Source organism: Desulfovibrio sp. 1188_IL3213, from assembly GCF_036763145.1.
Classification (GTDB): domain Bacteria; phylum Desulfobacterota; class Desulfovibrionia; order Desulfovibrionales; family Desulfovibrionaceae; genus Desulfovibrio.
In genome coordinates this window covers 1-15,564 of record NZ_JBAIYR010000028.1, presented here as the reverse complement: position 1 = coordinate 15,564, position 15,564 = coordinate 1, and the positions used below count along the sequence as shown (strand labels likewise).

Below are 15,564 nucleotides of genomic sequence, written 5' to 3'. Positions count from 1 at the left end.
CTTCACATTTCAAAGTGTTCATTCAGCCGAAAAGTGCGATTTTCGGCTGAATCCACGCCACATTGTGGCGCGCTGCACTTTCGTGCAGCGTTAGAGCATTTACACTTTTTCAAAGTTAAAATGCTCTCTAGCTTTGAGGACGTTCTGTTCCCGGCGTTTTCACGCTGCCCGCCTCGTTGTGGCTGCGTGGCTGAACAGCATTACGCCGCAGCCGGCAATGCCTTTGCTCACGCAGCCGGCGGAGCGATTTTCAGGGTTGATATCGTATAAAATAAAGCTATTACGCGGCGCTGCCTTCAGCCTTCATGTCATTAATAAGACTCTGGAGCACCTGCGACTGCCGCGCCAGTTCAGCCGTGGCCTGCGCGGCCTGCGTCATGGCGGTGGCCGTCTGGCTGGAAATGGCCGCAACCTGCTCCACGGAGCGGTTGATCTCGTCGCTGGCGGCGGACTGCTCTTCGCTGGCCGTGGCAATGGAGCGCACCTGATCGTTGGTCTGGTCTACCAGGGACACAATGCTGTGCAGGGTTTCGCCGGACTGGTTGGCGAGGCTCGTGGCCTCCTGAATGGTGCCGATGGAAATGTCCACCCCTGCCACGCTCTTGCGGGTTCCTTCCTGAATGCCGCTGATAACCTGGCCCACTTCGTGGGTGGCGGTCATGGTTTTTTCGGCCAGCTTGCGCACCTCGTCTGCCACCACGGCAAAGCCCCGTCCGGCATCGCCGGCGCGGGCCGCTTCAATGGCGGCGTTGAGGGCCAGCAGGTTGGTCTGGTCGGCAATGTCTGAAATGACGCTCATGATCTGGCCGATACCTTCGGCCTGGCGGCTCAGAGTGTCCATATCCTGCTTTATTTCCATGCTTTGCCGTGACACTTCATTGATGCCCTGCACCACGCGGGACACAATGGCAGCACCTTCCTGCGCCTGCAGATGAGCCTGCCCCGACATTTCCGAGGCGTGTCCGGCATTGCTGGCAACCTCGCGCACGGTGGCGTTCATTTCTTCCATTGCGGTGGCCGTTTCGCTCACGCGCTGGGATTGTTCGTCCGCGCCACGGCTGGACTGTTCGATCTGGGCCGAAAGCTCTTCTGATGCCGAGGTCAGGATATCCACCACTCCTTCAAGCTGTTGCGCGGCCTGCAGCATGCCTTCGGCCTTGGCGTGCTCTGCGGCGGCCTTGGCGGCGTGTGCTTCCTGGGTGGCGATATTGGCCTGTTCGGCCTGGCGGGCCGCTTCAGCGCTTTTTTCCTCGGCTTCGGCAATTTTTTCCTTCATGGTGCCAACCATGTTCTGCATCACATGGTACACGCCGCCGGCCACTTTTTGCGCCCTGAACGCCACATTGAGGTTGCCGTTGGCAATCTCGCCAGCAACCTGGGCCAGGTAGCCGGGGTCTTCGCCAAGCTGGCGCATGATATTACGGGTGAGCAGAAGGCCCATGGCAATGGAAAGCAGAACGCCGAAGCCCATGACCACATACAAGAGCCTGCTGGACGAATCGGCCAACAGGCTATTGTTGTCGGATAAAGATTTGCCCTGCTCTACTTTGGAAGCCTCCAGGTCGTGAATGGCCTGCTGGTAGGCAGTGGCTATCTCTCTGCCCCTGCCGCTCAGGTAGTCATATGCCTCGCTGCGTTTTCCTGCGTCGACCATGGTCGTGATTTCGTCCGTTGCTGCCCTGAATTCCTGGCGGCGGACTTTATATTCCGCAAACACTTCGTGATCGTGTGAGGAAAGTAGGGTAGTTTCCACCTTGGCGCTGCTGGCATCAATTTCAGTGCGGAGCCGCTGGATGAGGTTTCTGGAGCGTTCGCGCATGGCAGGAACTTCTGTGGTAACAAAATCCAGAAGATTCAGTCTGATGCGTTGAAACCCTTCCGTCATTTTCAGCAGGTCTTCCATAGGCATGGTGGCTTTTTCATATAAAAAAGTGTCGGCTTCAGCCAATTGATGCAGTCTGCTGCTGGCAAAAAGGCCTGTCACCAGCGTAAGACATGCGCAAAAAAGGAAACCAACCAGAAGTTTTGCCTGCAATTTCATGATATTACCTCAGTTTTTATGCGTCTGCGCACAAGCGGGAAATGTATTCGTATATACAATAAGTCCTAACGGCAGATAAGACAGGTTCTTAAGGGTGCGTGGCGCCAGAATGAGGCTTGGAATCGCAGTCCTTGCAGAGTGTTATGTCGTAGTGCAAGCCACGCCGGCATTCGCAGGGCCATGCCCTGTCGCACAATAAAATTTGTTATTATCGCCAGATAGGCGAATATAGGTATGGAATCACAGCGCCTCAGACTGCCGGGAGATGTCGTTTTCGACAGGACACGGTTGATAGGGAATGCGTTCAAAAACCTTGCGCCGAGGGGTCATACTTATATGATAATACTGACTTTGCGGTATATAGATATAGGGTATGTCCTCACTGCGTTGCTGCAGAAAAAGGGAGAGCAGTACCCGGTTGACGGCCTGATGCCCCACAATGACAAGCGGCGTGTCACCGGCAAGAAACAGGGCGCGCCGCAGACCGCGCTGCACGCGTTCGCGCAGCATGGCGTAGCTTTCACCGTTGGGATAGGCATAGGTGTATTTGTCGGCATTACGCCCGGCGGTGATTTCAGGCATTTTTGCCCGGATTTCGCTGTACAGCATGCCTTCGCAGTCTCCGGCCCATATTTCGTCAAATTCCCTGAAAGCCATGACGTGCGCGCCGGGATGCCCGGCCAGCAGCGGGGTGGCGGTTTCGTGAGAGCGCAGGCGGGTTGAGGTGAAAACCCAGCTTATGTCCTTGTGGCGCATGTGCCGGGCCAGGGCTTTGGCCTGGCTGCGCCCTCTGGCGGTCAGGGGCGGGTCGCCGCCGATGCGGCCGCGTACGTTGAACTCTGTCTGGCCGTGCCGCGCAAGGTAGAGGCAGTGAACCCAGGCGCTGACCACGATTTCGCGTATGGCGGGATAGTAGGGTGAGCCTTCGCAGGGGCGCTCGCCCAGGATGCGGTTGGCCGTGGAATCAACGCAGAGCCAGAATTTTTCTTCTTCCAATGGCTCATAAATGGCTTCATAGTAGCTTATGCGCTTCATGAAGCTTTGCAGGGCCTCGTCTTCACTGTAGGCGGCGTATTCCGGCAGGGTCGTCTTGCGGCGTATGCAGGCCTTGAGCAGCAGTTGGTCTTCGTTGACGCATTCCACAAACAGCACGGGGTGGTCGGTAAGCGTTTTTTCAATAAGAATCCGCCGCGCGCGGCTGACGTTGGTGGCGTCCAGAATGGCTACCTCGCCTTCGGCGGCCAGCCATGCACGGGCAAGCTCCATATTCTTGCGGCAGATCATCTCGCGCGCTTCACGGCCTGTTTCATTGGCGGGATTGTAGAAGTCCGGATCGGTGGATTCCGCGCCCATAAGCGCGCGGCGCATGTCGCCGTTATTGAACAGCCTGGCCTGAATGCCCTCGGCCAGCAGGCCGTCGCGAATGCGCTTCGCCAAGGTGGATTTTCCCCTGGCGGGCAGGCCGACCATGGCTACGTAAAGTTTCTGCATACGCCCTCCGTTATGGAGAATACGGCAAGCGACCATAAAATAAAAGCGGGTGCGCCAAGGCCCGGGCAGGGAGCAGTGCATGAAAGTTATCGGTCTTCTGGGCGGCATGAGCTGGGAAAGCACGGTTTCATACTATCAGATCATCAACCGCGTGGTCAGGCAGCGTCTTGGCGGTCTGCATTCGGCAAAATGTCTGCTGTTCAGCGTGGATTTTGCCGAAATTGAGGTGTGCCAGGCTGAAGGCCGCTGGGACGATGCGGCGGCCGCTCTGGCTGAGGGAGCACGACGGCTTGAGCAAGGCGGGGCTGATTTTTTTCTGATCTGCACCAATACCATGCACAAGGTGGCTCTTCAGGTGGCGTCCGCCGTGCGGATTCCCCTGCTGCACCTGGCGGAGGCCACGGCGGATGAACTGCGGCGCCGGGGCATGACCAGGGTTGCCTTGCTTGGCACGCGCTACACGATGGAAGAGGATTTTTACAGCGGCGTGCTGCGGCAGCGGGGGCTGGAAGTTCTTGTGCCAGAAGCGCGGGAGCGGAACATGATCAATGAGGTGATTTTTCAGGAGCTGTGTCTGGGACGCATTGAAGACGATTCGCGCCGCATGTTTTTGAAGGTTATCGGGGCGCTTCAGGCCAGGGGCGCACAAGGGGTTGTGCTTGGCTGCACAGAAATCGGCCTGCTGGTGCGACCGGAACATACGGATGTTCCCTTGCTGGATACTACTCTGGTGCACGCCACGGCTGCTGTGGAAATGGCCCTCGACCGCTGAAAGCAATCTGGTTTTGCGAAGAAATGTTCGTAAAGACATGTGGTTCGGCTGTGCTTGGCTTGGCGCCTGAAATGCGCCTCCTGTCAGCGCATGGGCCTCCTGCGCGGCGGAGGGCCGAAGGAAGATAATGGGGTCAATCAGATCAGTCGGGCTTGGTCTGGACCAGCCGGGGGCAGTCTTGGCCTGTCAGGCGCTTTGCCCCTTTGGTGCCGCCTCTGCCCTTGGTCGGGGCAGCCCTCAGATTTTCAATTGCCCTGTGCGTTCGCGGTCTGAACAGTCCGCGCAGCGCGTTGTGTGCAGCGGGTTGTGGGGCGCGCGTTTTTTGCTGCGGGCGCGTCCTTGTTTATCCCGGTGCTCTTTCAATGCGTCCCATGCCGGCTGCGCGGGCGGCCGAGATATTTGGCCGTGGGCAGCAAAAATACGGCGGCAACGTGCTGCTTTGTCACCGGCAAGGCCGGCCCTAAAACGGTTTCAAGCGTTACCAGCTCTGGCTCAGAGATGGTAACGCTTGAAATGTACTTTGATGGCTGCGTGGGCAAGCGCCAACGTGAGCAGCCGCCAGCCGCAAAGATGCAAGCGCAGCTTCAGCCGTTACGACAAAGGAAGTTACGGATGCTTCAGGAGTTGTAACGCAGGAAACTACGCTTGCGGACAGCATGTGTAACGAGCGGTTTGTTTCCACACAACCACTGTCGCCATTCGTAAGGCTCGCAGGCTCGCCAACCACTGCCGCGAAGACAGCAGAGCTATTTACTTGCGCGGTTAAGCGCCGAAGTAAACTTTGAGAATGTACATTCTCAAAGTTGATCTGCTCTAGCTGACCACCAGCTTCAAAAAGCGCTTTTTACCCAATTTTATCACATATTCCCCGGCGGCCAGAGGCGTGATGGCGTCATCGCAGCGCTGGCCGTCAATGGAAAGCGCCCCTTCTTTCATGAGGCGTTTGGCCTCGCCGCGGCTTTTTACCAGGCCGGCGGCTTCAAGGAATACCGGAGGCGTACTGTCTTCACCGTGCGCGCACTGATGCTCGGGCATTTCATCCGGCACGCCGCCGCCCGCAAATACCGCATTAAAGCCCTGCTGTGCTTCGTCGGCGTCCTTTTCGCTGTGGTAGCGGCTGACCATTTCGTGGGCCAGCGTTTCCTTGGCGGCCTTGGGGTGAACAGTGCCGTTAGCCACATCCGTTTTGAGGGCGGCGATGTCTTCAAGGCTTTTGGCGGAAAGCAGTTCGTAGTAGCGCCACATGAGGTCGTCGGAAACGGCCATGATTTTGCCGAAGATCTCGGAAGGCGCCTCGTCGATGCCGATATAGTTGCCGTAAGATTTTGACATCTTGCGAACGCCGTCAGTGCCTTCAAGCAGGGGCATGGTGAGAATGCACTGGCTTTCAATGCCGTAGTGGGCCTGAAGGTTGCGGCCCACAAGCAGATTGAACTTCTGGTCGGTTCCGCCCATTTCCACATCGGTCTTGAGGCATACGGAGTCATAGCCCTGGCACAGGGGATAGAGGAATTCGTGTATGGAAATGGGCCGCTGCTCGCGGAAGCGCTTTTCGAAATCGTCGCGCTCCATCATGCGGGCTACGGTATAGCTGGACGCAAGCTTGATGAAACCTGTGGCGTCGAGCTTGCCAAGCCACGTGGAGTTGAAGGCCACTTCGGTCTTGGCGGGGTCAAGGATTTTGAAGACCTGTTTTTTGTAGGTTTCGGCATTGGCGAGCACTTGTTCTTCAGTCAGCGGCGGGCGGGTTTCGGAGCGGCCCGAAGGGTCGCCGATACGCCCGGTGAAGTCGCCTATGAGGAAGACGACATGGTGGCCCAGTTCCTGAAAGTGACGCATCTTGTGCATGACCACGGTGTGCCCCAGATGCAGGTCGGGGGCGGTGGGGTCAAAGCCCACCTTGATGCGCAGGGGAGAGCCGCGCAGGATTTTTTTGCGCAGTTCGTTTTCGTCGATCAGTTCGGCCACGCCGCGCTTGATGGTAGCCATTTGGCGGTCAATGTCGGTCATTTGCCCTATCCTCATGTACCGGCTGCGGTAATACAGTCTGTTGCGGTAAAAAATTCGGCACAGAACAGGTGTTCTGTGCCTGACTTGGACAGGAGACAGTAGCCTCAACGCGGCGGAGGTGTCAAATTTTCATTGCCGTAATGTGCCGGGCAAGGCGCGGCCGCAGCCGCCCCGCTACATGCCGAGCAGCGCGAAAACGCGGCTTTGGCTCAATCCGCCGTGTGCGGAGAGCGCGGCCACGTTGTCATGGGCGATCATGTTCAGGGTTTCGTCCATAACGGACTCCACTTCATGATCTTCAAGCAGCTTGGGGGTGCTCAGGTTCACGACGTCCTGCACGGCGGCGGGGGTGGAGCCGGAATCGTCCTTGCCGGGCAGGGGGAACGCAAACGCACTGAATTTGTTGAGTCCGGAAATTTCCATGACAGTATCCTCATATGTGGCCGCGAAGGCGGGTGTGGTCAGATTTTCCGCACGGGGCGGATGCTGAAAGTTATGCAAGTTGAGTGCCATTGTGCGGCCAGGACGCCGTAGGCGTAACGCGCGCTGCGGTGTTGCCTCTGCGGGTGGGGATGGGCGCTTTGCCCGGCAACAAGGGCCGGGAAGGGGCAGAATTTTCCGTTGCGCCGGCTGGTGGTGGGCTGTTGGCAGCGGCGTTTATTGGCGACTGTTAACGGCATTGTTGCCGGTATCCGCAGGGCGAAGGAAGAGGACAGGCCAATATGGCGAAGGGCGCGCGGCTTTACACGGAGAGTCTGGGGCGGCACAGCCCCTTTGCCGGTAGTTTTGTTGCGGAGTGTCAAAAAGTCTGAGGCGCGAAATGTCGCAGTAACAGGGCGGGCGATCATGCTATGCGCCGGGCGGATGCAGGGCAGAGGCGGGGCAGATGCCGGCCAGATGCCGATGAATCCGAGGGCCTGGGCTGTGTGATCAGATTTATGTGCCCGGGTGTGGTGTCAGAACGAGTCGTCTGGCTAGAGCAGTTAACGAATGAAATGAGTTAACTGCTCTGCAAGGATTTTCAAGAAAATCCTTGCCACGAAATGCGAGAAGGCAGGCTTTTGCCTGCCGTAAGCGAGCATTTCAAGTGTTAAATGTTCTAGAGCAGATTAACTTTGAAAATGTACATTTTCAAAGTTTACTTCGGCGTTTAACCGCGCAGATAAACTGCGCTTACGCCTCCGTAGCGAACGTCTGCTCACGCAGCCGTCCGAGCAATTTAAAAGTTAAATTGCTCTAATGTGTCAGGGCGAGGTGGCGGCAGATGAGGCCAGGCCGAGATATCCGGTGTGTCCGGCTGAAGCGATCAGGTTCGTGCATTCGGACGGAAAGGCGGGCGTCAGGCGGTCAGGCGGGATTTGTCCGTGGCAGCGTCCACGCTCGGCTCGTCGTCTGCCTCATCCTCGTCGTCATAGTTTTCCAGGCAGTTTTTCAGGCGTTCAGAGCCGGAGGCGAGGATGTCGTCCCATTTAAGGTTCTGGCTTGGGGCAAACCAGTCCAGTTCCTCGGTGAACAGGAGGCGCAGCGCGGTTCCCTGATCACAAAGGCTTTTACAGGTTCCCATTTTTTTGGAAAGGAAGATGTAGGGCGGTTCCGAATCGGCAGACTTGTTGGGTACAATAAAGAAAAGGTATGTGGAGGCCAGGATTATTGACGAGATCTCTTCCGGCAGACAGGCGCACGCGCCGCCTGCGGAAAGGTTGACCAGGGGTAGCGGGTTGGGGCGGCCCAAAGCATAATATTCGGCCAGCAACTCTTTCAGCTCCGCCCTTGTGGTCGGGGGATTTTCCAGCGGCGTGATGCCGGCCAGGCGGCTGCGGTCCTTGCTCCACGTTACCCTTTTGTGTCGGCGCATCTGCCGGACGGCACAACTGCGGGCAAGGCGCAGCCGCAGGCTGCGTATGCCGCCCTTGTCATCCTTGTTCCTTTCAAGAATCAGGCCCGAGCCCTGATAGCCCATACGGCTCATGCCGGATTCTTCCCGCTGCTCCAGACTGAAGAAAAATTCGCAGGTATTTTCTTCACCCTTGCTTTTGCCTTGCTTGACTTCGGTGTGGCGCGGCATAAACAGCACTTCGCGCCCGTCAACACTGCGAAGTCTGCCGTGCATGACGATATCCGTCGGTTTGCCCTCATGTGGCAGGCAACATTTGATGCGCACTGTCGCCCGTTGGCGCATGGCGCGGGCAAAAGCTTCCGTGGCATTGGAGTTCCAAAGGCAGTAGGAGGTAGGAGTCGTCATGAGGCACTCCGTTCCGCGCTTGTCCATGCAGACGAATTTCGTTCGCAAGGGCGGATCTGTCGTTGGAGCCGGCGCACAGGCTCCTGTTCATGAACTGTTTACGCGAATGGAGAAACTATAGAATTACGATATCGTTTTATATGATATCTGTAGTCACAGTACGCCAGCCTTATAACCCCGTCAATAATGGCAAACTTTGCTTGTGCGGCAGAAAAAGCATTTTTGCTGTTGGCGGGTTTGCAAGGGCGTGGCGGTTCTGGGCATTTTTGTTTTGAAATGCTTGTGTGACGGCGAAGCATCGCTGCTGTATTCGCCCGTGGCTTCCTTCGTTGTCACGGTCGAAACAAGTTTGTCTTGCAAGCGGGGCGTGGTGCGGATTTCTTCCAAAATCCGCGTAGAGCAGGTCAACATTTTCAATGCTAATCCGCTCTGGTTTGTGCCGTACATGCAGTGCGGCATACCGGTTTTTGCAGCCCTGTCGCATGGCAGCAGCAGTTGGGGCGCATGTGGAATATTCACTTAAAAACAGGCCCTATTTCTGGCAATATATTTTTTATCTGACGGTCCATGCCCGGCCTGGAACAGCCCGGGGGTATGTGCGCTCTCATGCTTTGAATTGGCTATGCGGTATCTGGCCGCCCAAGCAGCCGGCAGCACTGCCTGGCCCAGAGTTTCAGGTCAGCTGCTGAAGCTGCGGCTTTCGCTTGTGACGGCATCTGTAGCCGCAACCGTAACCGCCAGGGTATGTTCAGGACATGTTCACATGGTAAAGATTTTTTACACCTACATACAAGAGAGGCCCCCTGCGGACAGGGGGCCTCTAACAAAAGGCATCTTTGTTCCGCTCCGGCGCGGTCTTGCTGAGGAGCCGCCGGAACGGAATTTTGTGAGGTCTAGCTTTCCTGCTTGACCTTGGACTTGGTCATGGCAAGGCCCAGACCTTCAAACAGTTCAAAGATGGCAAAGCCGTACCACAGGGTATAAAGCACGTAGAAGATAAGCATGGCGCTCATCAGCATAAGGTGCTCTGAAACCTTGGCAGCCGGTACGCTGTAGAAGTTGTTGCCAGGCTCGATGGCGCGGCGCAGTACGTGGTCAACCACCTGCGATTCTGCAATCTTGTGCTGCTTTTGCAGTTCCTTGATGGTGGGTGAAAGCACATACCACCATGCCGAGGCTACCTTGAGGGCAGGCTCGCCGCCGTACTTTTGCGCTACGGCCTCGGCGTCATTGTTATAAAGGTTGTCGGAGTCGTCAGTGGCCGAGGCCAGAATAAGGCCAAGATTGCCGGAGAAGCTGACCTTGCCGTCCTGGACGCTCACATTGGTAGCACCGGACTTTTCCAGCACCAGGGCGGCCAGAGGGGCAAGATCGGCCTTTTTGAGCTTCACGGTAATCTGAATGTCCTTACCGTCGACGCTTTTGAGGTTTTCACGCACACCGGGAATAAAATAGGACGAACCCTTGGACAGTTCGTTAAAAACGTTGTCCGCATACTGCAGGCCGGTGACATGGTTGCCAAGCTCATCCTTCATGATGGGCATAAGCAGGATCACGAAAAGGACAAGAAACGAAATCAGCAGCAGGCAGCCTCGGATAAAGGGCGCTTTAGCATGTACGAGCATAATCAGGCCTCCCCTCTGAGCTTACCGATGTTGGCGAAGAATTTGCTGAAGACCCAGATGCCGAAGAATGCCACAACGACCCAGAAAACGACGTTGCCCACACTTTCGATAATGCCCACAACCTTCGGCGACCAGTTGAGCACTTCCATTTCCACCAGCTTTTTGGGCAGGGTGGCTGCGCGGTTGATGAAGCCCGCGATGATGGAGATGGCGTAGAAGCCGCGGATGTGGATGCCCTTGACCACCTTGGTGGTCAGAGCGCCGACCTGAATGCCCAGCAGCGAGCCGAGCAGCATGCCGATAGCCAGCGTGTAGAACACGTAGCCGTAAATGGCATACTGGCCGATGGCCGCGAAACCGGCGGTGAAGATGATCTGCAGGATATCGGTTCCCACAGTGGTCATGGAAGACACGCCGAAGATGTACACAAACATGGGGAAGGTGACGAAGCCGCCGCCCACGCCCATGATGGCGGCCAGCAGACCCACAAAAACGCCGCCCGCCGCCACGATCCAGCCGGAAATGCGGCGGCCGCCGGGTACGAGGTCTTCGTCAAAGGAAATCATGGTGGGAACGCGCAGGCCCTGAAGCTTGACGGAAATGCCGGTCATGCCGGAGCTGCCGCCGTGGGCGTCCTGGCTGGCCGCCGAGCCGCCGCGCGAACTTTTCAGAAAATCAAACAGGGCATAAAAACCGAGAAAGCCCAGCAGAACCGCATAGATGCTGCTGATAAACAGTTCGGAAAGCAGGGGGTCGGCGTTGTACAGGCCCTTGTTGATGGCCCCGCCGATGAAGGTTCCCACAACCGATCCGCACAAAAATGCAACTGCCAGCTTGCCCGACACGTTGCCAAGTTTTTTGTGGACGGTTGTACCCATGATGGCTTTGGCGAAAATGTGGAACAGGTCTGTACCCACCGCCAGAATGCCCTTGACGCCCACGGCCATGAGCGCCGGGGTGATGATGAAACCGCCGCCGGCACCGATACACCCGGTGATGAGCCCGGCGGCCAGGCCCACGGCTATGGATGCCAGAAAGATGTTTGTGGTGTAAAAGGCTGGCGCATAGGCGGATTTGCCGCCCAGCATCTCGTGGTACTCATAGGCTTCCGCCAGGCAACCCGCAAGGATGGGAACTGCCAGCGCCAGCAAGAGAAGCAGTTTTTTGCGGTTTTTGAGGATGGAAGTGGATACTTCCAGGTCCCATTTGGCGTACGCCCTTGAGCCGCTCAGCAGAAACTCATAAACTTGTCTGCCAAAACTCATACTCTCCTCCAATACGATTGTGGCCGGCCAACGGCCGTAATCATGGCCCCAACAATAAAACGCGCGGTCACAATTTGGCTGCGCGGCGCGCCCCGGTGCAGCCTTGTGCCTATAACCGACAGCTTTTCTTGTATAAAAAGAAAAGCTGTCGGAAACTTTCCCGCGCACAAAACCACCCTGACATATTCTTTCGTTTTTGTAAAAGAAATTTATCACGAGCGGCGGTTTTTTGTGGTTTGCGGGGAATAAAATGCCCTTACGGTGGTGCTTTTAAGAGCTTATATCCAACCCATTGTCACAAAAGAACAAAAATACGCAGCGTTCTGCTTGGTTTCGTGTGATTTACGGGGTTTTGTCGTGTTATTGTGAAAAAACACACTATTGCCTTTTGGCAAGCCCCTCGCTTTGCCCAAAAATGACAAGCTCCAGCCAGTCCAGGGCAAAGTCCAGGGCCGCCTCGTCGCCTTCGGGGCTGTCCTGCATGACGGCGGCCTTGCGTTCTTCGCCTATGTCCACATGGCTGAATATTTTCATGGCCGTTACAAGCTCGCGAAAACGGTCGAGCTGGAAAAGGCAGAGCACGGTCATGGTGACCATGCGCGGTTCCAGCGGCTTGCCCGTACCGCGTACCAGGGCCATAAGGCGCATATAGCGGTCGTTGGCCCTGTTGAAAGGCTGCAAGCCTTCGTGTTCCATCCATTGGCGGGGCGTGCGGTCGGCGCCCTGGTCAAAGCCGCGGCAATGGGATTCGCGCACAACGAAAAAACGTTCGGCAACGCCGTCGGCGGCCATTTTTGTGCCGCGCCCGATGGGGTAATAGCGGCAGGCGCCGGGCCTGTCCTCATATACCGCACAGCCCGCAGGGCTCACAAAGGGGCAGGGTTCGTCGGGACCGTCCAGCATGCGCAGCATGGGCAGGGGAAAGCCCGTGTCGGGAAAGCTGCGCATGGTGGTGAACGTATTAAGGAAGTCTTCGCTGGTCATGCCCATGTGGCGGCGCAGTCGCAAAATGTCGTACGGCGTAAGGGGCAGGGTCAGTTCCGCACAGCAGCGGTTGAAGCAGGGAACACCGGGATGACAGTCAAAGCGGAAGGTTTCGTCTGTTCCCAGTTCCGGCAGGGTTTCGAGAAATTCGCGGCTGGCGTCATTGCTCATGAAGGCTCCTTATGAGTTGCGGGCATATTGCGGCCCGGCGGCTTGCTGTGGGGAGGCGCGTGAGAAGGGCGGCGCGTGTTGCCGCCAGTGGCTTGAAGCTGTTGCAAAACCAGCGTGGTTCTGCTTTTACGATTGCGCTGCCAATGGCGTGCCGCGTGGTGCGCGAAAAGCGCCTTTGGGCCGCATGCCTTGTGGCAGCAAAAGTTGTGACGCATTTTTTCCAGCCTTGGCCTGCGTGGATACATTGCGTCTTGTATGCGCAGCGTTGCGGCGGGAGCAGTCGCCCGCCGCCCGCCGCAAAGATGCAAGCGCAGCTTCAGCCGTTACGACAAAGGAAGTTACGGATGCTTCAGGAGTTGTAACGCGGGAAATTACGCTTGCAGACACCATGTGTAACGAGCGGTTTGTTTCCACACAACCACTGTCGCCATTCGTAAGACTCGCAGACTCGCCAACGACTGCCGCGAAGACAGCAGAGCTATTTGCTTGCGCGGTTAAGCATCGAAGCGCGCGTGGCTTACACCTTGAGAATGTACACTCTCAAAGCTAATCTGTTCTAGATGACCTTGTTCAGGGCGTATTCAATGATGCCTTCGGCCCCGGCTTCGCGCAGGCGCGGTATAAGGTCGCGCACCACGTCAACCTGCACCACGGATTCCACGGAAAGCCATTTTTCATCCCGCAAGGGAGAAACGGTGGGCGAATTGAGCGAGGGCAGCATTTCAAGGATGAACGCCAGATTGTCGGCCGGGGCGTTCATTTTGAGGGCCACCAGATTTTCCGCCCGCAAGGCTCCCTGGAGCAGCAGGTCGAGCTGCTCGATCTTGGCGCGTTTGGCCGGGTCGGCCCAGGCGTCCTTGTTGGCGATGAGCACGGGGTAGGACAGCATCACATCGTCAATGATGCGCAGGCCGTGGGCGCGGATGGTGGTGCCTGTTTCTGTCACCTCCACGATGCCGTCGGCAAGGCCCTCCACTACTTTGGCCTCTGTGGCCCCCCAGGAGTAAAAGACATTTACGGGTACACCGGCTTTTTCAAAGTAGCGGCGGGTAAGCCCTTCCAGTTCGGTGGCGATGCGTTTTCCCGCCAGATCGGCGGCGCAGCGGTAGGGGGCGTCGCCCGCCACGGCCAGCACCCAGCGGCAGGGCCGGTTGGATGTCTTGGAGTAGACCAGGTCAGAAACGCGCACCACCTTGTCTTCGTGATTGCGCTCGGTGAGCCAGTCAAGGCCGGTGATGCCCACATCCAGCACTCCGGCTTCGATATAGCCGCCGATTTCCTGTACGCGGCACAGCGAGGCCGTGATTTCAGGGTCATTGATATCGGGAAAGTAGTTGCGCGTGTGCTTGCGGATTTTCCAGCCCGCACGCTCGAAAAGATTGATGGTGGCTTCTTCCAGCGAGCCTTTGGGTACGCCAAGCTTGATGATGGGTTTTATGTCCGCGCTCATGATTCTTTCCTTTATACGCCGTAAACTTTTTGGGGATCAAAGACCAGGGGGGCGCATTCGTTGACCGCGCCGTCCTTCCATTCCCGGTAAAAACAGGTGCGGCGTCCCGTATGACAGGCCGCGCCGCCCACCTGCTCCACAAACAGCAGTATGGCGTCGCTGTCGCAGTCCAGCCGCACAGCGCGCACTTTTTGTATATGTCCCGAAGTGCCGCCCTTATGCCAGATTTTTTCGCGGCTGCGGCTCCAATAGTGGGCCTCACCGCTTGCAAGGGTTTTGTGCCAGGCTTCTTCATTCATGTAGGCCAGCATGAGCACCTCGCCGCTGGCGTGGTCCTGTGCGACGGCGGGCAGAAGGCCCTTGCTGAAATCGGGGGAAAAAGCCTCGCCGGGGGCGGCGGAAGACTGCGGTTCGGGGGCTGTCATGGTCACTCCTTGAAAAGGCTGCGCCCTGTGTGTCCCCTGTGCGGGGTTGCGGGCGGCAAAGGGAATAAACGTACTCGTAAGAGGCATGGGACGCAAGCGCCACATGCCTGCCGGGCCGTTCTTAGAGCAGGTTAACTTTGAAATGCTTCACATTTCAAAGTTGTCATTCTGCCGAAAAGTATGATTTTTGGCAGAATCCACGCCACGTTGTGGTGCGCTGCGCGAGAGTGCAGCGTTAGACAGTGTCGTCACGAGCGCCTTTCTCGGTATCTCTGCATCGAACTTCGCCTTTTATTTCGGTCGAGCACCATAAGAGCACACTCCCTGCATAAAAGGCTCGTTCTCCTTGATACACCAAAGAAATTCATCTTGTGACGACACTGTCTGGAGCATTTATACTTTTTCAAAATTAAAATGTTCCAGGGCCACTTGTCTGCATAAGGAGCCGTGCGGCACTGTTGTTTTGTCTGCGCCGCATGGGCGCTGCGTTATTTCTTGCCGGTACGGGCGGTATCTTCGCGCGTTACGCCGGCAGCCAGTGGTGGCTGTTTGACGGAAGCCGCTGGCGCGGCCCTGCTTGACGCGATGCAGGGGCAGACTTCGATTTTATGGCGGGCAAAGAGTCAAAGAGTACACGCCGCGCAACAGGAATACTGCCTTCCGTGTCTCGCATCCGCCTGCATCCGCTGGCCGTTCATGCAATCCGCGCCGCTGCCCGGGAACGGGTGAACTTGCGCAATCCGGCGCGCTGTGGCATGCTGCCCCGTTAGTAGTTTCATATCTAAAAACGGCGTCCCGCCGGGAAAATATATGCCAGAACACCAATCAAACACCGCACCCGACAGTGCTTCCGCAGCGGCGGAAGACACGTTGGCACACAGCTCGGAAGCTCCGCTTGAAGGGCTTTCCGTCAGCGAACCGGAAGATGCCCTGCCCAGAGTGACCCTTGATGACCTGCCCGCAGACATGCGCGCCGCCTGCGCCCGCGCCGGATGGCAGGGCCTTATGCCCGTGCAGTCGCTGGCGATGCCCTATCTGCTTGAAGGGCGCGACATTATGGTGCAGTCGCGCACGGGCAGCGGCAAAAC

Annotated in this window: 14 protein-coding genes; 4 read left to right on the top strand and 10 right to left on the bottom strand. The window is 57.2% G+C overall.

The window, feature by feature from the left end:
• Positions 1-270: hypothetical protein (locus tag V6C16_RS03140; protein WP_333534808.1), on the top strand; the 270-nt coding region annotated here is incomplete at its 5' end.
• 10 nt (positions 271-280) lie between these two features.
• Here V6C16_RS03140 and V6C16_RS03135 read toward each other — a convergent pair.
• Together V6C16_RS03135 and V6C16_RS03130 are read right to left on the bottom strand one after the other, a co-directional pair.
• Positions 281-2,041, bottom strand: a complete 1,761-nt coding sequence (locus tag V6C16_RS03135) for a methyl-accepting chemotaxis protein (RefSeq protein ID WP_333534807.1) — start codon at positions 2,039-2,041, stop codon at positions 281-283.
• Positions 2,042-2,281: 240 nt separating this feature from the next.
• Positions 2,282-3,532 (bottom strand): bifunctional nucleoside/nucleotide kinase/histidine phosphatase family protein, encoded by a 1,251-nt coding sequence (locus tag V6C16_RS03130; RefSeq protein ID WP_333542766.1) that lies wholly within the window; start codon positions 3,530-3,532, stop codon positions 2,282-2,284.
• 79 nt (positions 3,533-3,611) lie between these two features.
• On the opposite strand from V6C16_RS03130, the gene V6C16_RS03125 reads away from it, so the two are divergent.
• Positions 3,612-4,304: an aspartate/glutamate racemase family protein gene (locus V6C16_RS03125; protein WP_333536655.1), complete on the top strand. Its 693-nt coding sequence runs from the start codon at positions 3,612-3,614 to the stop codon at positions 4,302-4,304.
• 813 nt (positions 4,305-5,117) lie between these two features.
• Here the strand turns inward: V6C16_RS03125 and tyrS are convergent.
• From tyrS to V6C16_RS03110, 3 genes are all read right to left on the bottom strand, one after another.
• A complete protein-coding gene (gene tyrS / locus V6C16_RS03120) occupies positions 5,118-6,314 on the bottom strand; it encodes a tyrosine--tRNA ligase (RefSeq protein ID WP_333536482.1) in 1,197 nt (398 codons plus the stop codon).
• A gap of 174 nt (positions 6,315-6,488) precedes the next feature.
• Positions 6,489-6,737 carry a hypothetical protein gene (locus V6C16_RS03115; protein WP_333536483.1) on the bottom strand — a complete coding sequence of 83 codons (249 nt, stop codon included), beginning with the start codon at positions 6,735-6,737 and terminating at the stop codon, positions 6,489-6,491.
• Between the two features lie 916 nt (positions 6,738-7,653).
• Positions 7,654-8,556, bottom strand: a complete 903-nt coding sequence (locus V6C16_RS03110) for a hypothetical protein (RefSeq protein WP_333536484.1) — start codon at positions 8,554-8,556, stop codon at positions 7,654-7,656.
• Positions 8,557-8,803: 247 nt separating this feature from the next.
• On the opposite strand from V6C16_RS03110, the gene V6C16_RS03105 reads away from it, so the two are divergent.
• Complete coding sequence (locus V6C16_RS03105) at positions 8,804-9,079, top strand: hypothetical protein (protein WP_333536485.1); 276 nt, start codon at positions 8,804-8,806, stop codon at positions 9,077-9,079.
• A 370-nt stretch (positions 9,080-9,449) separates the two neighbouring features.
• On the opposite strand, the gene V6C16_RS03100 is transcribed toward V6C16_RS03105, so the two are convergent.
• From V6C16_RS03100 to hisI, 5 genes are all read right to left on the bottom strand, one after another.
• Complete coding sequence (locus V6C16_RS03100) at positions 9,450-10,181, bottom strand: hypothetical protein (protein WP_333536486.1); 732 nt, start codon at positions 10,179-10,181, stop codon at positions 9,450-9,452.
• 2 nt (positions 10,182-10,183) lie between these two features.
• Positions 10,184-11,446 carry a sulfite exporter TauE/SafE family protein gene (locus tag V6C16_RS03095; protein ID WP_333542765.1) on the bottom strand — a complete coding sequence of 421 codons (1,263 nt, stop codon included), beginning with the start codon at positions 11,444-11,446 and terminating at the stop codon, positions 10,184-10,186.
• Positions 11,447-11,824: 378 nt separating this feature from the next.
• Complete coding sequence (locus V6C16_RS03090) at positions 11,825-12,601, bottom strand: YkgJ family cysteine cluster protein (RefSeq protein ID WP_333536788.1); 777 nt, start codon at positions 12,599-12,601, stop codon at positions 11,825-11,827.
• Positions 12,602-13,157: 556 nt separating this feature from the next.
• Positions 13,158-14,051 (bottom strand): ATP phosphoribosyltransferase, encoded by an 894-nt coding sequence (gene hisG / locus V6C16_RS03085; RefSeq protein WP_333536787.1) that lies wholly within the window; start codon positions 14,049-14,051, stop codon positions 13,158-13,160.
• An 11-nt stretch (positions 14,052-14,062) separates the two neighbouring features.
• Positions 14,063-14,476: a phosphoribosyl-AMP cyclohydrolase gene (gene hisI / locus V6C16_RS03080; protein ID WP_333536786.1), complete on the bottom strand. Its 414-nt coding sequence runs from the start codon at positions 14,474-14,476 to the stop codon at positions 14,063-14,065.
• 810 nt (positions 14,477-15,286) lie between these two features.
• Here hisI and V6C16_RS03075 point away from each other — a divergent pair.
• On the top strand, positions 15,287-15,564 hold a 278-nt coding region (locus V6C16_RS03075; RefSeq protein ID WP_333542764.1), incomplete at its 3' end, for a DEAD/DEAH box helicase.